Annotated in this window: 16 protein-coding genes; all 16 read right to left on the bottom strand. The window is 67.0% G+C overall.

What is annotated here, in order from left to right; all coding sequences use genetic code 11:
- Positions 1-95: 95 nt before the first annotated feature.
- A complete protein-coding gene (locus H3H39_RS23980; RefSeq protein WP_182156900.1) occupies positions 96-857 on the bottom strand; it encodes a type II secretion system protein in 762 nt (253 codons plus the stop codon).
- Complete coding sequence (locus H3H39_RS23975; RefSeq protein WP_182156899.1) at positions 823-1,215, bottom strand: type II secretion system protein; 393 nt, start codon at positions 1,213-1,215, stop codon at positions 823-825. Before H3H39_RS23975 ends, H3H39_RS23980 begins: the two co-directional genes overlap by 35 nt.
- Positions 1,209-1,688, bottom strand: coding sequence for a type II secretion system protein (locus tag H3H39_RS23970; protein ID WP_375540455.1), 480 nt, complete (start codon positions 1,686-1,688; stop codon positions 1,209-1,211). Before H3H39_RS23970 ends, H3H39_RS23975 begins: the two co-directional genes overlap by 7 nt.
- 8 nt (positions 1,689-1,696) lie before the next feature.
- Positions 1,697-3,721 (bottom strand): secretin GspD/PilQ domain-containing protein, encoded by a 2,025-nt coding sequence (locus tag H3H39_RS23965; RefSeq protein ID WP_182156898.1) that lies wholly within the window; start codon positions 3,719-3,721, stop codon positions 1,697-1,699.
- Positions 3,721-4,293 (bottom strand): hypothetical protein, encoded by a 573-nt coding sequence (locus H3H39_RS23960; RefSeq protein WP_182156897.1) that lies wholly within the window; start codon positions 4,291-4,293, stop codon positions 3,721-3,723. The genes H3H39_RS23965 and H3H39_RS23960 overlap by 1 nt, the downstream gene beginning before the upstream one ends.
- On the bottom strand, positions 4,290-4,850 hold the full coding sequence (locus tag H3H39_RS23955; protein ID WP_311196978.1) for a hypothetical protein: 561 nt from the start codon (positions 4,848-4,850) through the stop codon (positions 4,290-4,292). Before H3H39_RS23955 ends, H3H39_RS23960 begins: the two co-directional genes overlap by 4 nt.
- Positions 4,851-4,855: 5 nt before the next feature.
- Positions 4,856-5,401 (bottom strand): hypothetical protein, encoded by a 546-nt coding sequence (locus H3H39_RS23950; protein ID WP_182156895.1) that lies wholly within the window; start codon positions 5,399-5,401, stop codon positions 4,856-4,858.
- Positions 5,398-6,234, bottom strand: coding sequence for a hypothetical protein (locus H3H39_RS23945; protein ID WP_182156894.1), 837 nt, complete (start codon positions 6,232-6,234; stop codon positions 5,398-5,400). Before H3H39_RS23945 ends, H3H39_RS23950 begins: the two co-directional genes overlap by 4 nt.
- Positions 6,227-7,885, bottom strand: coding sequence for a GspE/PulE family protein (locus H3H39_RS23940; RefSeq protein WP_182156967.1), 1,659 nt, complete (start codon positions 7,883-7,885; stop codon positions 6,227-6,229). Before H3H39_RS23940 ends, H3H39_RS23945 begins: the two co-directional genes overlap by 8 nt.
- Positions 7,886-7,917: 32 nt before the next feature.
- Positions 7,918-9,102: a type II secretion system F family protein gene (locus tag H3H39_RS23935; RefSeq protein ID WP_182156893.1), complete on the bottom strand. Its 1,185-nt coding sequence runs from the start codon at positions 9,100-9,102 to the stop codon at positions 7,918-7,920.
- Positions 9,103-9,129: 27 nt separating this feature from the next.
- Positions 9,130-9,573 (bottom strand): type II secretion system major pseudopilin GspG, encoded by a 444-nt coding sequence (gene gspG / locus H3H39_RS23930; protein WP_182156892.1) that lies wholly within the window; start codon positions 9,571-9,573, stop codon positions 9,130-9,132.
- A gap of 406 nt (positions 9,574-9,979) precedes the next feature.
- Positions 9,980-10,606 carry an NF038129 family PEP-CTERM protein gene (locus H3H39_RS23925; RefSeq protein WP_182156891.1) on the bottom strand — a complete coding sequence of 209 codons (627 nt, stop codon included), beginning with the start codon at positions 10,604-10,606 and terminating at the stop codon, positions 9,980-9,982.
- Positions 10,607-10,615: 9 nt separating this feature from the next.
- Complete coding sequence (locus H3H39_RS23920) at positions 10,616-13,633, bottom strand: ExeM/NucH family extracellular endonuclease (protein WP_182156890.1); 3,018 nt, start codon at positions 13,631-13,633, stop codon at positions 10,616-10,618.
- 117 nt (positions 13,634-13,750) lie between these two features.
- Positions 13,751-14,764 (bottom strand): TIGR03790 family protein, encoded by a 1,014-nt coding sequence (locus H3H39_RS23915; protein WP_311196977.1) that lies wholly within the window; start codon positions 14,762-14,764, stop codon positions 13,751-13,753.
- 82 nt (positions 14,765-14,846) lie between these two features.
- A complete protein-coding gene (locus H3H39_RS23910) occupies positions 14,847-16,262 on the bottom strand; it encodes a mannose-1-phosphate guanylyltransferase/mannose-6-phosphate isomerase (protein WP_182156888.1) in 1,416 nt (471 codons plus the stop codon).
- Positions 16,259-17,419 carry a nucleotidyltransferase family protein gene (locus H3H39_RS23905; protein WP_182156887.1) on the bottom strand — a complete coding sequence of 387 codons (1,161 nt, stop codon included), beginning with the start codon at positions 17,417-17,419 and terminating at the stop codon, positions 16,259-16,261. The genes H3H39_RS23910 and H3H39_RS23905 overlap by 4 nt, the downstream gene beginning before the upstream one ends.
- Between the last annotated feature and the right edge of the window lie 9 nt (positions 17,420-17,428).

The following is a 17,428-nucleotide window of genomic DNA, read 5'->3' as shown; positions in this document are numbered from 1 at the left end:
TTTTTTATCAACGTTTTTACATGATGAGAAATGCATTTCTGTAGCACACTACTTTCGTGACAATAGGTGATATTTGCGGGCCCGCCGCGTGAATATTATTGCTGCGCAGCCGCTGGTGGCGCCGCGCCCACCGGCGCGGCGGCCGGTTCGGCGGGCGTGGTGATGGCGTCGTTGTCCGCGTGCGCAACGGGCGCCGGCACTGCGGCTGGCTGCGCGGCAGGCTCGGCGGCCGGCGCCGGCGCGGTGGGCTGGCCATCAACCGGCGTTGCGTCATGCTTGAGTGGAATCGATGGTTGTATCGGCGCCACAGGAGCGGCCGTGGCGGGCTTGCCCGTCAGCGTGAATTTCCAGTCCGAGATGTGCGCCCGGCCCTCGAACGCCTGGAACCGGATGGGAAAGTTGCCGACCTTAACCGGCGGTGCATCCGACAGGCTGTATACGGCCACGATGCCGCCCTTGCCATCGCCTTTGCCAACGCCCTCCTTGCCCTCCCCTTCACCCAGCCGCACCAGGCCCCATTCGGCCTTGCCCGTGATGGGATCGACAAAAATCTTGCGCAGGTGCCGGCGGGTGCCGGGAAAGCGCGGGTCCTTCAGCAAGTCCTTGAGCGAGCCCGGTTGCGTAGGCTGGCCGCTCGGGGTGGCGCTGGCATAGCTTTGCAGGGCGTCACTGAAGGTGGCGCCGACGTTGAGTAATTCCCGCTCGGCCCGGCTGCGCTGCAGCACGCTGCCCACCTTGAGCGTGGTGGCCGTCACCAGGCCGATGATGGCCACCAGCACGATCACGCTCAGGTAGGTGAAGCCGCCCTGGGCGGCCGCCGTCCTACCAGTCGCTGTATGGCTTGCCGCTGCGGTCATTGCCGGGCGCTCCGCTCTTGATGGTGTAGACCCCGCCCTTGCTGCCATCTTCCGGCGGCAGCACGATCCAGGTGCTGCTGCTGTCGGTGATGGGGTCCACGGGCATCTCGCGCAAATACTTTTTCTCCACCAGCTGTTCCAGCGTATCCGGATAGCGGCCCGTGTCGCAGTAATACTGGTCGATCACGCCGCGCAGGTTGCGCAGGTTATCGGCCAGGACGATCTCCTTGGACTTGTCGATGCTGGGGAAGTAGCGCGGCACGGCCAGCGTCAACATCAACGCAACGATGCCCAGTACCACCAGCAGTTCGATCAAGGTAAAGCCCGCGCCGCGCGGCCGTTTCACGGGGCTCACCATTTGCGGTACGGGGTGCCGTTCAGGCCCACCCGCTCACTGGTACTGTAGACGTCATACACATCCTCGCCCTCCTTCGGGTCCTCGGCCTCGCTGGCGTAACTGCGCTTGCCCCAGGAGGCCGCTTCGCTGCCGGCGGTGTCGGGATTGAACGGGTCGCGCGGCACGCGGCGCAGGAAGAATATCTTGCTGCGCTTGGGATTGCGCAGGTCGGGCACACCGTCCACCAGCACCTCCAGCGTCTTCGGGTAGCCATTCGAGGCCAGCGTCTTGGCGATACGGCCATCGTCGTAGGCCTGCTTGTAGGCGTCGATGGCCTCGCGGATCTCATGCAGCGCGTAACGCAAGTCCTGCTCCTGGCGGCGCTGTATCGTCACCTGCGCGGCCGGGATCACGAGGGTGCCCAGCAGGCCAAGAATGGCCAGCGTGACGAGCAGCTCGATCAGCGTGAAGCCGCCGGCGCGCATGCGCTGCATGAATGCCATCACTGTCCCTGCGCGGGCGCCGGTTCGGCCGGTGGCGCCGTCTCCGGCGTGGGCACGGCGACGGGAACGGCCACTGGCACCGGCTGCACGGCCGACGGCGGCAACGGGCCAGGCTGCACCTGCGACGGCGGTGGCGACACGGGCGCCGCATCGGGCTGCGGCGCGGGCAAGGCCGGGCGGGCACCCGGCACGGGCGGCAGCTGGGCCGCCGGGCGCGCCGCCAGGTCGGGACGGCGGCGGAAGTTGGCTTCCGTGCCGGCCGAGAATTCGGACTGCTGCGCCTCCGGCCGCTGCACATTGCGAATTAAATGCGGTGTGATCGACAGCACGATCTCGGTCTTCTGGTTGTCATCGCGGTTGCTGCCGAACAGGCGGCCCAGCAGCGGCAAGTCGCCAATGCCTGGCACATGGCTGCCCGTGCTGCGTTCCTCGCTGTTGATCAAGCCCGCCAGCACCTGGTTCTCGCCATCCTTCAGCTGCAGCATGGTGGAGGCCTGGCGGGTGCCGATCTGGTAAGCCGTGGTGCCGGACTTGGTCTGGATCTGGTTGACCAGGTTACTCACTTCCAGCTGCACCCGGATGCCCACTTCGTTGTTGAGGTAGATGGTCGGTTCCGCGTTCAGCGTCAGGCCCACGTCCACATAGCTGACCGACTCCGTGGCGAAGCCGCCGGCACCGGGCGAAATGGTGGTGGTAATGACGGGCACCTTGTCGCCGATGACGATCTTGGCCTTTTCCTTGTTGCGCACGCGGATACGGGGATTGGCCAGCAGGTTGGCGTCGCCATCCGTCTTGCTGGCGTTGATGGTGGCGTTGAACGAGCCGCCCACACCGGCGATGCCTATCGTGCGCTGGTTCAGGTTATTCAGGTCGCGGATGGTCAGGCCGGTACCGCCCGACGTCGACAGCGGCGTCAGACTCACACCGGCCGGCCACGCCACACCCAGTTCCATCAGGCGGGTGCGCTTGATCTCCAGGATCGCCACTTCCAGCATCACTTCCGCTTCCGGCGTGTCCTGCAGGGCCACCAGCCGTTCAGCCAGGCGGATCGCCTCGGGCGTGTCGCGCACGATCAGCAGGTTGAGCTTTTCGTCCACCACCACGTCGCGCGACTTGAGAATGGTCTTGAGCGTGTTGGCCACCAGCTTGGCTTCGGCATTGGCCAGGTAGAAGGTCTTGACCACCATCTCCTGGTATTCCTTCAGCTTGGCCGCCACGTTCGGATAAATCAAAATCGTGTTGCCGTCCATGACCTGGCGTTCCAGCTGGTTGGTCATCAACAGGAAGTAGATGGCCGATTCCACCGTGCTGTTCTTGAGGAAGATGGAGGCCCGCTGGTCCGTCTTGACGTCCTTGTCGAACACGAAGTTCAGGCCCGAGCGGCGCGCGATCACTTCGAACACCTGCTTCAGGGGCGCGTCGCGGAATTCGATCGAAATGGGCTGGCGGAAGGCCTTGGCCAGGCCGCTCTCCGCCACCGGCGGCGCGACCTTGGCCTGCACCTCGCGCAGCAGCTGGCGCGCCTGCTCATGGTTGGGCGATTCCGTCAGGATGGCGTTCAACTGCTGGCTGGCCAACTCGTTTTCGCCCTTGACCGCGTGTTCGCGCGCGCTGGCCAGCAGCTTGTCCTGGCGCTGCGCCGCGTCCAGGGCGCGCAGTCCGGCGCGGCCCCGTTCATTCGACACGTCCAGCGCCAGCACCCGCTGGAAGCCCTGCTCGGCCACCGGATACTGGCCGGCGGCCAGCGCCCGCTCGGCCTGTTCCAGATAACGCACGATGGCGCGGTCGCGTGCCTGCAGGTAGGCCGCCTGGTATTTGGCGTTGCCCGGTTCGGCCGCGATGGCGTCCTGGAACTTGCGCAGTCCCGCTTCCACCTGGTCGTGTTCGACCAGGTCGCGGCCGTCGCGGTAAGCCAGTTGCGCGGCGCATCCGCCCAGCACCAGCGCCAGCGCGGGCAGCGCCAGGCCACGGGCCAAATGCGTCAGCACGCGCCGGCCGGCGCGCTTCTGTGGGTGACTAGGCATCAGTCGAGCACTCCAATATTGAGCTGTTGAACCAGATTCATGGGCAGATAGGTGACGGACATCAGCGGCGGCGCGATGGCGTCCACCCGGTACATGCCGTCGATTACGGTTTTGGCGCGCACCACGTACACCTTGTCGGCGCGGCTCAAATAGACTTCCCACGCGCCGTCGGCGGCGGCCTTGCCGATGTAAGTGAACGGTAAGGGTGGCGCCGATGGCGGCGGCGGCGGCGGTGGTGGCGGCGGCGGTGGCGCGGGCGGGGTCCAGTTCTGGCCCAGGAACACGCCCTTGCCGGCGCCGAACGCGCCCTCGCCCTCCTCGCCCACCAGCGCCGCGCGCGGCACCAGCGGCAGGATGGCGGGACCGCTGCCGGCGGCCGCGCTGGCGCTGGCATTGGACTCGGCCCGCTGCGCACGCGCACGGGCGGATGCAGGCGCGGGCGCTGGCTTGCCGGCGGCGCGCGGACGCACCACCGCCTCGGCCACGCCAGACGTCGGCGTCTTGTCCCCGAACAGGGCCAGGCCAGCCGCGCCCACCAGCGCCAGCGCCATCGCGATCTGATACGGCTTCATGGCTGCACCACCGTTTGCGCATCCTTCAAATACAGCGTGAGGCGGATGCGCGCCTCGACGGCCGGATCGGTGATAGCGTCGCGCCGGAAGCTCACTTCATCGAGCGCCGCGAACGGCATGGCGCGCAGTGCCTGCAAGGTGAACTGCCAGACGGCCGCGTACGGGCCCTTCACAGGCAGCACGATCTGGTAGGTGGACACGCGGCTGGCCTTATCGTAGGCGGATTTGTATTCGCCCTGGCTGAGCGTGAGGTTGGCCTTGGCGGCCAGGCGGAACAGCAGCTTGACCTGCTGTTCCGCGTAACGCTGCTCACCCAGCACGTCATAGAACGCGGCCAGGTTCTGGTCGGCCGTGGGTGGCGGCGGCGCGCTCACCAGCGTCTCCGGCGTGGAGGTGGATAACGGTTGCGCGCTCAGCGCCACCTGCGCGGCCCGCTGCGACAACAGCCAGGCCCACCCGGCCGCACCGGCCGCGCACAGCAGCACCGCCACGCAGGCGGGTGCACCCACGCGCGCCAGCGCCAGGCGCGCGCGCAACGCGAAGGCCGACAACTGCACGCCGTTCACCGCGCCACCCAATGGGCTTCGAGCTGGAAGCGCAACGGATGGTTGCTGTCCTGCTCGTTGATCTCGTGACGGGTCAGCAGTACTCCGCTGAACAATTCCTGCTCCTTGAGCTGTTCCACATAGGCGATCATGTCGTCGCTGCTTTTGGTTTCAGCCGTGAGCTTGAGCACCCGTTTGCGCGGATCGGGCTCCAGCGCCAGCAGCGCCACCGTGGGCGGCGTGGCGCCAGCCACCGCATCCTGCAAATCGCGCCACGGCAAATTGAGCTGCATCACGGCGCCATTGACGAACGTGGCCTGCGCTTCAGGGATCGTCGCGGCGGCCACCGCCACCGGCACGGCGCGCTGCGCCGCCTGACGTTGTTCCAGCTGGCGCAAGGCTTGCTCGCGCGCACGGCGCAATTCCACCACATGCCAGCCGCCCAACGCCGCGCTGGCACACAGCAGCGCCCCCGCCACACCCGCCGCCAGCACGGCCGGATGCAGGTGGTGCAAGGTACGGCGCCAGCCGCGCGGTGCGAAATCGATGCGCAACGGTTTCATACCATGCTCCCGCGACGGGCCAGCATGGCCGCGCTGCTCCACGCCGCCTCGCCGGCGCGCTGCGCCAGGTCGAGCGCGGCGCAAGGGATATGGGCCGGATTGCTCACCGGACCAGTCCACAAGGCTGGCGCCGGGCCGCACAATTGCAGCCGCGACGGCGGTTCCACATGATGCAGCAGCGCTTCGCGCGTCAAGGCCTGGGTCAGCCAGTAATGGTCGGCGCCGGACGGCACCGGCAGCGCGCGTACGGCGCGCAGACGCTTGCCCTCCACTGCCGCCACCGTCAGCAGGCCGTCGTGCATCACACCGAACCAGGCACCGGGCGTGAGCGCGCGCCGCCAGCGGTTCCAGGCGGCGATGAAGTGAGGGAGGACTTCAACGATAGCCAGCTTGTGTTCCCGCGCCACCTGCTCCAGCACCTGCAACAGCGTGCGCGGCACGGCCGCGGCGAAGAAGGCATGGCTGGCATCCCAATCGGCCGCGATATGCCAGGCAGCCGGCGGCTCGCCGTACAGCGTGTGAAAGCGCAGCCCGGCCGCCGCTTCGATGTCGGCCAGGCGCGCCGCGCCGGCGGGCGGCGTGACTTGCCACAGGCGTGTCAATTCGTCGTCCAGCACGATGCTGACCGGCCAGCCTGCCAGCCCCTGTTCACCCAGCAGCGCGCGCAGCGCGTTGCCGATGGCGTCGAACGGATGCTCGCCGGCCGGCGAGAACGCGTGTTCGGCCAGCACGGTCAGCGCCGGGCCGGCCGCGCGCCAGCGGCTGGTGCGCAGCAGGCTGACGGCGCTGGCGGATACGCCGATGCGCAACGCTTGTCCCGGTAATCTACGCATGCAGGGTCACCCGTTTGATTTCGGCCAGCGTGGTGCCGCCGCGCCGCACCAGTTCCAGCGCCGCCTGGCGCAGGCTGCGCGTGCCGTTGGCGTGGGCCGCCTGCTTGATCTGGCGGATCGGGCGCTTGTCGACGATCAGTTCGCGGATCTCGTCGTTCAAGGTCAGGATTTCAGCGATCGAGCGGCGCCCCTTGTAGCCGGTGCCGCGGCAATCGCCACAGCCTTTGCCCTGCATGAACAGGTAGTCCTGCGCATCGGCCCGGCCCAGGCCCACGCTGGCCAGTTCCTGCTCGTCCGGCGTGTACGGCGCGGCGCAATGGGGGCAGTTGATGCGCACCAGGCGCTGGGCCCAGATGCCGTTCAGTGCCGACACGAAGGCGTAGGGATCGATGCCCATGTGGGTGAAGCGGCCGAACACGTCGAACACGTTATTAGCGTGCACCGTGGTCAGCACCAGGTGGCCCGTGAGCGCCGACTGCACGGCGATTTCGGCCGTCTCGCGGTCGCGGATCTCACCCACCATGATCTTGTCCGGGTCGTGCCGCAAGATCGAGCGCAAGCCCTTGGCGAAGGTCAGGCCCTTTTTCTCGTTGACGGGGATCTGCAGGATGCCGGGCAACTGGTATTCGACCGGGTCTTCGATGGTGATGATCTTCTCGCGCCCGTTGTGGATTTCCGTCAGCGCCGCATACAGCGTGGTGGTCTTGCCGGAACCGGTGGGTCCCGTCACCAGCAGCATGCCGTAGGCTTCCTGTGCCAGCACCCGCAGCGTGGCCAGCGAAGGCGCGTCGAAGCCGAGCGCCTCCAGCGTCAGCGCGCCGTAGGCTTCGATCATGGCACGCTTGTCGAGGATACGGATCACGGCGTCCTCGCCGTGTATGCTGGGCATGATGGAGACGCGCAGATCGATCTCGCGCCCGCCCGCCTCGACCCGGAAGCTGCCGTCCTGCGGCACGCGGCGTTCCGCGATATCGAGTTCGGCCAGCACTTTCAGGCGCGAGATGATCTGCTCGGCCACCTCGATGCCGTTGACGGAAGTGGCGTGATCGAGCACGCCATCGACCCGGTACTTGACGGCCAACCCGCCGGCCGTGCTCTCCAGGTGGATGTCGGAGGCGCCCGCCTTGAGCGCATCGTACAAGGTGGAATTGACCAGCCGCACAGCGGGACTGGCCGCTTCCGACACGGAGGCGAACGACAGCACAGCCGCCGTCTTGCCGTCGCGCCGGCCTTCGCTGGCGCCCGGCAGCAGCGAGTCGGTGGCGCGCGCCGATTCCTCCTGCTTGGACAAATAGGCCGAGATGTCGGCCCGCAGCGCCAGCCGCACGGCCAGCGGCGCGTGGGGCGTGGCGCGTGCCTGCGTGCCCAGCCAGGTTTGCAGGTCGAGATCGAACGGATCGTCAATCACGCCCGTGAGCGCGCCATCGGCCCCGCGCAGCAGCGCGCAGCGGCGCGCCAGCGCCTGCGACAGCGGCAGCAAATCGAACGCCGGCTGCTGGGCCAGCATGTCGGCCGTCTCCAGCACCTCCAGGCCGAAGGGCTGGGCCAGCGCCTGCACCACCAGGCGCGGTTCCATGCCGGACAGGGCTTCCAGTTCCTCGACCAGGGTGCGTTTCGATTGCAGCGCCAGCGCGCGGGCGCGCGTGAGCATGGCCGCGTCGATGGCCGGCAAGTGCAGCGCGCTCACGACATATCCCCCGCCAGATCGAAGATCGGCATATACAGCAGCACCACGATGGCACCCACCACCAGGCCGATGGCGGCCATCAGCAGCGGTTCGAAAGTACGCGTGAAGCGGTCGATCCAGCGGCTGATTTCGCCGTCGTAGAAAGCGGCCGACTGGGTCAGCATGGGGCCCATGTCGCCGGTGCGTTCACCCACCCGCAGCATGCGCAGCGAAATCGGCGTGGTCAGCGCGTTGCGCTCGAACGCGGTCGACAGCGGCAAGCCGGCCTCGATGTCGGCCCGCGCGCCTTGCAGCCCGGCGCGCACGGACGGCGACACCATGCCCTGCACCGTCTCGATCGCATGCACGATGGTGATGCCGCCTTCGCTCAGCATGCCCAAGGTCAGGTACAGGCGCGACAACTCGTAGATGCGGACCCGCTCGCCGATGCCGGGCACACGCGCCAGCAGGCTGGCCATGCCGCCGCTGCCGGCCAGGCGCCGCAGCAGCAGCCCCACGCCGGCCAGCACGGCGGCGATCCCGCCCAGCAGCAGCGCCGTGTGCTGGCCCGCGAACTGGCCCCAGTTGAGCATCTGCTGCGACAGCCACGGCAGGTTGCGGCCGGCGCCCTGGTACACCTCGGCGAAACGGGGCACCACATAACCGATCAGGAACAGGCTCACGCCGCCGCCCACCAGCAGCAAAATGCAGGGATAAATGGCGGCCGACACCAGCTTGCCGCGCACCAGGTCGATGCGCTGCTGGTAGTCGATAAAACGGGACAAGGCGCGCGGCAGGTCGGAGGTGCCTTCGGCCGCCTTGACGATGCCCACGTACAGGGGTGGAAACAGTTCCGGCTGGTCGGCCAGCACGGCGGAAAAGCGCTGGCCTTCACGCAACCCGGCCAGCAAGCGTTCCAGCACGCCGCGCGTGGCGGGGCTGGCTTCCTTTTCCAGCAGCGCTTCCAGCGCTTCGACGATGCCCAGCCCCGCCGTCAGCAGGGCCAGCAACTCCTGGCTGAACAGTACCAGGGATAAGCCCTTGCCGCGCCGGGTGCGCAGCGTGCCCCGCACGGGCGCGATGGCGCTCACGAACAGGCCGCGCGCCTCCACCTGGCGGCGCGCGTCGGCTTCATCGCGGCCATCGATCAGCAGATGGGCGATGACCATATCGGCCGACAAGGTGCGGACGTCGAACTGCATGGCGGCGAACGGCGGGTGCGGGCGGGTTTATTGCGAGCTGATGTCGGCGTCTTCGCCCGAGCCGCCCGGCTGGCCATCGCGACCCAGCGAGACGATCTCGAATTCGCCCTTGGTGCCGGGTGCGCGGTATTGATAAGGGTGGCCCCATGGGTCGGCCGGCACGCCCTTTTTCAGGTAGGGACCGTTCCATTTGGCGCCGGCGGTGGCGGGCGCCGTCAGCAGCGCGGCCAGGCCTTCATCCGTGGTGGGATAACGGCCCACGTCGAGCCGGTAGGTGTCGAGCGACTTTTCAAACGCTTCGATCTGGGCCTTGGCGATGGTCACTTCCGACTTGCCCAACTGGGCGAAATATTTCGGTCCCACGTAAGCGGCCAGCAAGCCGATGATGACGATCACCACCAGCAGTTCCAGCAAGGTGAAGCCGCCGGCCTTGCGCGATCCGGTGACCGCCTGATTCTTTGCCACATCCATCAACACGACTCCTCAATTCGACAACCCGCGCCTGCCCAGAGTCCAGAGGCTACCACGCGGCTTAAGGTTACGACAATCTTTTAATAGCGCCCTGCAAGCGGGCACCGGCAGCTTACCTCAGCCGCCGTCGTTTGTTTGACATTTCTCAACATTGTCGTTTTTCCCTCACAGTCATTCGACTCGATCAAGGCCATGAGAAAATATTAAAAAATTGATCATTTTAATTATACGGTTGACCACATCGGCTGGCAACCCGGCGGCCTTGCATGGCACTGGCGCGATAAATCCAGCGGCCGCGTGCCGCCACACGCCCTGCCCGCCGCCAAAGAAAAAGACACATGGACGCCGGCGGCATCGCATGTGTCGGCGTCGCGCCGCGCGTGGGGGCGGCGCGGGTCCAGCCGCGTCAGGCGCGGCGGCGCTTGGCCACGCCCAGCAGCGCCAGGCCGGCGCCCAGCATCAGCCAGGCCGACGGTTCCGGCACCGGGCTGACGCTGGCCACGCCGGCATCGACCACCGACACACCGACCTGGCCGGCGCCGCCGGCGGCCGGGTTCCAGCTCAGCGACAGCAGGCTGCCGTCGGCGTCCGGATGGCCGAGCTGGCTGACGCCGTCGGCGCCATACAGCGAGACCGAGAACAGCGATGGGATGGCGGCCGGCGACGGGTCGGGCAAGCCGTTGAAGCTGACGTCGAAACTGAGCTTGCCGCCCAGATGGACCGCGTGGAACAGGTCGTTCCAGTCCGTGCTGTTGGCGAACCGGAAGCCGCCCGCCTGCGCCTGCACGTCGCCGTTCAGCTGCGGCGCGCTGGTGCCGTCAAAGCCGCTCAGGTGGTCGACCAGCGCACTGGCCGCCACGGCCGGTACGCTGGCCGGATTGAATTGCAGGTCCAGCCAGCCGCTGCTGCTGCCCCAGCCGCTGGTATCGAGCACCACATGCATGGATTGGGCCGAGGCCAGGCCGGCGGCGGCCGTCAGGGCCAGGGCCAGCGCGCAGCGCCGCAGCGCCGGGAAGACGTAAGACGATTTCATGGGTATTCCTTAAAAAGTGCCGCTGTAGACTTTGGCCGTGTAGCCGATATTGGCGCTGCCCGTCTTGCTGAAGCTGAGCGGGAACGACACGCTGGCGCCGGCCGCCAGCGACGCGGCGTCGACCGTGATGTAAGGCGCGCCGTTGTGGCTGCCGGTGGCGTTGACCAGGGTCACGCCGGCCGGCAAGCCGTCGAATGCGACCTGGATCGGGCCGTTCAGCGCCGCCGCCCCCGTGTTGGTGACGGTGAACGTGCTGCCGTACTTGCCGGTGGCGCGGTTGTACACCAGGCCGCTGCCCACGGCGCGCACGCTGGCGCTCACGTCCACGTAGGCCGGTTGCAGATTCAGGCTGATCACGACCGGATCATGGTCGGAGGCGCGGTAAGGCTGGGCCGTGTACAGGTCTTGCTGCTTGCCGTCCAGGTTGTAGTCGATCACGCTCGGCTCGTCGGCGTTGATGTGCCATTCCGCGGCGCCGGCCACCTGGCCGCTCATTGTTGCGCTGGCCAGTGCGTGGTCCAGGTAGCCGCTCTGGCTGTCGAAGATGAACGAGTACGGCATGCCGTTCGGGCGCACATAGCGTTCCAGCTGGTTCACGTAGCCGCTGGCCGTGATGACGTTGATGGGATCTTCGAAACCGTGCGCATTGAAGTCGCCGATCAACAGCACGTCCGGATCACCGGCGGCGGCCACCACTTGCGGCACGAAGCTGCCCAGCAGACGGTTGGCCTGCTGGATGCGGGTGGCGTTCCAGCAACCCTGGCTGTCGCCACGGTCCGTGTCGGGGCCGGTGCCGGTGGGGCAGCCGCCCTTGGACTTGAGGTGGTTGACCACCAGCGAGAACTTCTCGCCGTTGGCGGCGCGGAAGGTCTGCGCCATCGGCGGCCGGTTGTTGATGCTGTCGCCATCGGACAGCGCGCCGCCCACCAGCGCCAGCTTGGCCGGCTTGTAGATCATGGCCACCCGGATCGCATCCGTGCCCGTATCGGCCGGCCTGGGCACCACCGCGTAGGTGGGCACGCCGATGGCCGCGTTGAGCGCGTTGACCAGGTAGCTGACCGTGGTCTCGCCGTTGTTCTGGATTTCCATCAGGCCGTAGACGTCGGCGTCGATGGCTTTCAGCTCACCCACGATCTTGTCGCGCTGGCGCACGAATTCCGTCATGTTGTCGGCGCCACGGCAGTTGGCCCTGGACACGCTGCCCCCCAGCGAACAGCCCTGGTTGCTGGCCCCTTCCACGTTACCGCCGTTGGTGAAGGTGGTGAAGAAATTGAGCACGTTGGCGCTGGCCACCCGCACGTTGCCGGCCGCGATGGCGGGCGCCGTGGTACGTGGATTGTCGCGCGAAAATTGCGGCGCCACGGTCGGCTGCAGCTTGTAGGCCGCCCCGCCACCGCCCTTGGCGCCAAAGTCGATCACGCCCGTCAGGTCGGCCACCGTGTCGCCGGCGCGGACGGTGCCATCCTGGCCCAGGTAGGGAATGGTGGGTGGGGTGACGAACAGGCCGTCGTCGAGCACGATCAGGTTTTGCGTGTTGGCTGCCGCCAGCGCCAGCGCCTCGGGCGTGCGCGGCGGGTAGCGGTTGGTGGGCACTTCCAGCCGGCCCGATGACAGGCTCAATTCGCCGCGGGTGCCGAGGAACTCCGATTGCGACACGGTCAGCGGGCGGACGAAGCGCACCAGCATGCCTTCCACCTGGCCCAGATTGACGTTGGGCAGGTCGATATTGGTGGGCATGACGCTGTGGCCGCCGCTTTGGGTGACGACGGCCGTCACGTCCTTGAGCTCCGTCACGGAATGGCTGGCGCCGGTGGGCGTATATTCGTAGACCGTGCCCGTCACCCGCACCTGGTCGCCCGGCTGGGCGCTGTTGCTGGTGCTGCCCGTGTAGACGAAGATACCGTCCGACGTGGTGGGGTCGCCGTCGCCCGCCGCGTCCTGCATGAAGAAGCCGGTCCCCACTTTGAGCGTGAGCACGCCTTCCGTCGTTTGCACGGTGCCGGCGTAAGGGCTGGTGGCGCCCGGGCCCTGGATCTGGGGAATGCTGTGGGTGATGCCGGCCAGTGGCGTCACGTTCACGGTGACGGCGCAGCTGACGCTCTGGCCCTGGTCGTTGCCGAAGCTGATGGCCACCGGGTAACTGCCCACCGGCACGGCGCCGCCCACGTTCAGGCTGACGCTGGCGTTCTCGCCCGCCGCGCCGGCGGCGCTGAAGTTAAGCAGGCTGATGCCGGGCACGGCCGCCGATGTGATGGTGGCGCGGTTGACCACGCCATCGACGTCCGTGGCCGACAGCATGGCGCCACCGCCGCTGCCGGCCGCCAGCGCCAGCGTGGCCGGACAGGTGGCCACGATGGGCAGCACCACGGGCGCGCCGCACACGCGCAGGTCCGAGGCGCTGTTGCGCGGCGCGGGCGCGGCCGTGCTGAAGTCGGCCGCGTTGCTGTCCGTGTCGGCGCAGCCATAGTCACCGCGCACGGCGGCCGTGGTATTGGACAGGCCGGGGCCGGGTGCGCCCTCGTAGCCGTTGGCCGTGTTGCCGTAGCCAAGCAGGTCGCGCAGTGCGCCGCCGGTGGGATTGCTGACGTTGAAGGCGGTGGTGCTGGCCGCCAGCGCCACCTTGCCGGCCGTGCCGCTCATGGCGATGGTGCCGGTGGCCTGCGGCGTGGGCAGGGCCGTGGTGCCGCCGGCGCCCATGGCTTCCTGCACCAGCAGGTACTGGCCCGGTTGCAGCGTCACATTGGGCAGCGGCGTCACTTGCCAGGCTGCGCCGGCCGCGCTGGCGGCGCTGGCGTACTGCACGCTCCAGCCGTTCAGGCTGACGGGGCTGGCGCCGCGGTTGAACAGCTCGATGAAATCGTTTTTGTAGGTGGCGCCGGAATTGCCGCCGCCGCCATAAACCTGGCTGATGACGACGTCGGCAGCGAGCGCCGGCAAGCCCAGGCTGGCCAGCAGCGCGGCCAGCACGGTGCGGCGGCCCAGCGTGGCCACCGTGCGCGCGGCGTGAGAGGGAACGTAAAAAGTCATGGTCTTTCCTGTCTGTTGAATATGCAATCTTGCTAATTACATATTAATGACAGGGCATGACAACTTGATGACATCCGCCTGGCCCGACCGGCCTGAAGAATGGGCGGGGTCAGTGGCCTAATGCGGGCGGTACGGCGCGGCCAGCGGCTCGCCGATGAACAGGCCCTGGGCCGGCCAGGCCACGCTGCGCCAATAGGCTTCGATGGCCGTGGCGCCGCCCAGGTAATGCTTGAGCAGCACGGTGGGATGGGGGAATTTCTGCCAGTAGTTGCAAGGCTCGGATACGGAACCGTAGCTGGCCGTGGCGCCCGCCTCCAGCCAGCGCAAGCTGCTCATCTGGCTCTCGCCCAACAAGTCGCCACCGAACGAGGTCAGGTGGTCGGCCAGCGCGCCCGGCAGGAATTGCAGCGTCTCCAGCTGTTCCACCTTGGCCTTGCCGGTCTGGTACACCATGATGTCCTTGACGTCGGCGATGCTGTCGGCGCGCAGCGTGCGGATGGTCAACTGCTGCTGGGGCAGTACCATGGAGCGGGGAAAGTACACGGACCGGCTGTTGCGCGCCGTCTCGCTGGTGGCCAGGTAATAGGCCGTGGCCGGCTGCACGCGAAACCCGCTGGCCTTGCCGCGCATGATCAGGGCCTTGGCCTCCTCCACCGACTCGGTGGGCATCAGCATCGACAGCCGCAAGCCAAAATCGGGATACGGCCGGCTGGAGGCGGCGTTGAAATAGGGACTGGGCTTGCTCGCTTCACACGGTTTCTCGCACAGGCCGGCATCGAAACCGAGCGTAAAGGCGGCCGTGATGGCATTGCATTCGACGGCATACGGCGCCGTCCACACCATCAGCACGGCCTGGATGCCGGGCGGCAGCTGCAACTCGATCACATTGCGCAGGTGGCGGAACTGGTCGGCCGTGAGCTTGCGGGGTTTGCCGGGAATGTTGACGTGCACCACATTGCAGGCCGGGATGTTGCGCGCCTGGCGGTAGTATTCGCCGATGGCCACGCTGTTCGGTTCATCGTCGTTGATGACCACGGCCAGTTGCGACGATTGCAGGCCCGTGGCCGGCGGCGGCCCGGCCAAGGCGGGCAGGCAGCACAGGCTGCCGCAAAGAGTCAGGAACGCGCGCAAGAACGGAGCCTTTGGAATAAGTGGGCGGCGGCACATGCCGCCGTCCGGATTATAGCGCCTTCCCCGTTCCCGTCCAGCGGCCTCAGGCGCGCTGGTAGACGTCCTCGAAACGCACGATGTCATCCTCGCCCAGATAGCTGCCCGACTGCACTTCGATCAGGTGCAGCGGCACCTTGCCGGGATTTTCCAGCCGGTGGTTCATGCCGATCGGGATGTAGGTCGATTCGTTTTCCGTCAGCAGGCTGACCTTGTCGCCGCAGGTGACGCGGGCCGTGCCGCTGACCACCACCCAGTGCTCGGCGCGGTGGTGGTGCATCTGCAGCGACAGCTTGCCGCCCGGATTGACGGTGATGCGCTTGACCTGGAAGCGCTCGCCCATGTCGATGCCCTCGTAGCACCCCCACGGACGGTACACCTTGGTGTGGTGCAGGTGCTCGGTGCGGCCCTCGGCCTTCAAATGGTCGACGATCTGCTTGACGCGCTGCACCTGGTCCTTGTGTGTCACCAGCACGGCGTCGGCCGTCTCCACCACCACCAGGTCCTTGACCCCGACCACGGCCACGATGCGGCTCTCGGCCCGCACCAGCGAACCGGACACGTCGTCCAGGTAGACGTCGCCGCGCACCACGTTGCCATTCTCGTCGCCCTGCTGCACTTCCCACAGGGCCGACCAGGAACCGACGTCGCTCCAGCCGATCGCGGCCGGCACCACCACGGCGTGGCGGGTGTGTTCCATCACGGCGTAGTCGATCGAGTCCGACGGGCAGGCCGTGAACGCCGCTTCGTCCAGGCGGCAGAAATCGAGGTCGCGGTAACCCTGGGCCACGGCCGCCGCGCAGGCGTCGGCGATGGCCGGCGCGAACTGGCGCAGCTCATCGAGATAGCTGGTGGCGCGGAACAGGAACATGCCGCTGTTCCAGTAATAATTACCGGCCGCCACAAAGCCCTGGGCCGTTTCCAGGTTGGGCTTTTCGACGAAACGGTCGACCTTGTAGCATTGGGGGGCGCCTGCCGCGGCGCCGCTCTGGATGTAGCCATAGCCCGTTTCCGGCGCCGTCGGCACGATGCCGAAGGTGGCCAGCGCACCCTCGGCCACCGGCACGCACGCCTGTTCGATGGCCGCGTAGAACGCGTCCACGTCGGCGATCACGTGGTCGGCCGGCAGCACCAGCATCACGGCCTCCGGATCGATCGCCTGCAGGTAGTGGGCGGCGGCGGCCACGGCCGGCGCCGTGTTGCGGCCCACCGGTTCCAGCAGGATGCCCAGCGGCGCCATGCCGATCTCGCGCATCTGTTCGGCCACCAGGAAGCGGTGCTCATTGCCGCACACGATCAGCGGCTGCATCAGCTGCGGCCGGCCGGCCAGGCGCAGCGCCGTCTCCTGCAACATGGTGTGCTCGGTCACCAGCGGCAGCAACTGCTTGGGCAGCACGGCGCGCGACAGCGGCCACAAACGGGTGCCCGAACCGCCGGACAGGATGACTGGATAAATCTTCATGCTCTATTTCTCTTTTCCATTAATTCAGTGTTCGGTTCCGGACGCCGCCCACGGCGCCGGTCGCGCGCATTGGCCCAGGCCTCGGAATCGTAATCAGAGGCGTGTTTCATCTCCCCGGCACGGTTGACACTATAGTCCTTGAACACGATCATTTCGTTCAAAGAAACATTTTCTAACACACGAGTATATTCGAACAACACACTGCGCACCACGTTGGCGCCACGGCACACATGGCTGCCGTGGCCGATCCAGGTGGGGCCGACGATGGTCACGCCGGCCTCGATGCGGGTGCCCGAGCCGATGTAGACCGGCCCCTCAATGCGCGTGTCCTGCCAGTCGATGCTGGTGTTCTGGCCGACCCACAGGCCGTCGTTGATCTGGATGCCGGGCATGTGCAGGTTGGCCACCTCCCCCATCAACACGCTCTGGCACACTTCCCAATAGTCGCGCACGCTGCCGATGTCGATCCAGTTGAAGCGGCGCGTCTGGGCATAGAACGGCAAGCCCCGTTCGGCCAGCAGCGGGAACAGGTCTGAGCCGATATCGAACGGCCGGTCGGAAGGGATCAGGTCGATCACTTCCGGTTCGAAGATATAGATGCCGGTGCTGACCCGGTTCGACAGTGCCTCATGCTGGCGCGGCTTTTCCTGGAACTGGGTGATGCGGCCCGCCGCGTCGGTGACCACCACGCCATAGCTTTCCACCTTGTCCCACGGCACCTCGGTGGTGATCACGGTGGCCAGCGCACCCTTGCGGCGGTGCTCGAACAGGGCCGACTTCAAGTCCAGGTCGATCAGCGCGTCGCCGCACAGCACGATGGTGGTGTCGTCGAAGAAGCCGCCGAACTCCTGGATTTTCTTCATGCCGCCGGCCGAACCGAGCGGCTCGGGCACCACCTCGCCCTCGTCGTTGGTGTAGCCTTCAAAGGAATAACCGATCTGCACGTCGAACTGGTGGCCTTCGCCGAAATACTCCTCGATCTTCTCGTGCAGATAGCTGACGTTGACCATGATCTCCGTCACGCCATAGCGGTGCAAGTGCTCGATCAGGTAGGCCATCACGGGCTTGCCCAGGATGGGGATCATGGGCTTGGGCAAGTCATAGGTCAGCGGACGGACCCGCGTACCTTTACCTGCCGCCAATATCATCGCTTTCATGCTGTCTCT

The organism is Rugamonas apoptosis, from assembly GCF_014042355.1.
Taxonomy (GTDB): Bacteria; Pseudomonadota; Gammaproteobacteria; order Burkholderiales; family Burkholderiaceae_D; genus Rugamonas; species Rugamonas apoptosis.
The sequence above is the reverse complement of the archived record's forward strand: the minus strand, read 5'-3'. Positions and strand labels throughout refer to the sequence as shown.

Excerpts from the sequence above, each read along its gene's own strand:
- H3H39_RS23980 (WP_182156900.1), bottom strand. The coding sequence starts at position 857 with ATGACCGCAGCGGCAAGCCATACAGCGACTGGTAGGACGGCGGCCGCC.
- H3H39_RS23975 (WP_182156899.1), bottom strand. The coding sequence starts at position 1,215 with ATGGTGAGCCCCGTGAAACGGCCGCGCGGCGCGGGCTTTACCTTGATC.
- H3H39_RS23970 (WP_375540455.1), bottom strand. The coding sequence starts at position 1,688 with ATGCAGCGCATGCGCGCCGGCGGCTTCACGCTGATCGAGCTGCTCGTC.
- H3H39_RS23965 (WP_182156898.1), bottom strand. The coding sequence starts at position 3,721 with ATGCCTAGTCACCCACAGAAGCGCGCCGGCCGGCGCGTGCTGACGCAT.
- H3H39_RS23960 (WP_182156897.1), bottom strand. The coding sequence starts at position 4,293 with ATGAAGCCGTATCAGATCGCGATGGCGCTGGCGCTGGTGGGCGCGGCT.
- H3H39_RS23950 (WP_182156895.1), bottom strand. The coding sequence starts at position 5,401 with ATGAAACCGTTGCGCATCGATTTCGCACCGCGCGGCTGGCGCCGTACC.
- H3H39_RS23945 (WP_182156894.1), bottom strand. The coding sequence starts at position 6,234 with ATGCGTAGATTACCGGGACAAGCGTTGCGCATCGGCGTATCCGCCAGC.
- H3H39_RS23940 (WP_182156967.1), bottom strand. The coding sequence starts at position 7,885 with ATGCTCACGCGCGCCCGCGCGCTGGCGCTGCAATCGAAACGCACCCTG.
- H3H39_RS23935 (WP_182156893.1), bottom strand. The coding sequence starts at position 9,102 with ATGCAGTTCGACGTCCGCACCTTGTCGGCCGATATGGTCATCGCCCAT.
- gspG (WP_182156892.1), bottom strand. The coding sequence starts at position 9,573 with ATGGATGTGGCAAAGAATCAGGCGGTCACCGGATCGCGCAAGGCCGGC.
- H3H39_RS23925 (WP_182156891.1), bottom strand. The coding sequence starts at position 10,606 with ATGAAATCGTCTTACGTCTTCCCGGCGCTGCGGCGCTGCGCGCTGGCC.
- H3H39_RS23920 (WP_182156890.1), bottom strand. The coding sequence starts at position 13,633 with ATGACTTTTTACGTTCCCTCTCACGCCGCGCGCACGGTGGCCACGCTG.
- H3H39_RS23910 (WP_182156888.1), bottom strand. The coding sequence starts at position 16,262 with ATGAAGATTTATCCAGTCATCCTGTCCGGCGGTTCGGGCACCCGTTTG.
- H3H39_RS23905 (WP_182156887.1), bottom strand. The coding sequence starts at position 17,419 with ATGAAAGCGATGATATTGGCGGCAGGTAAAGGTACGCGGGTCCGTCCG.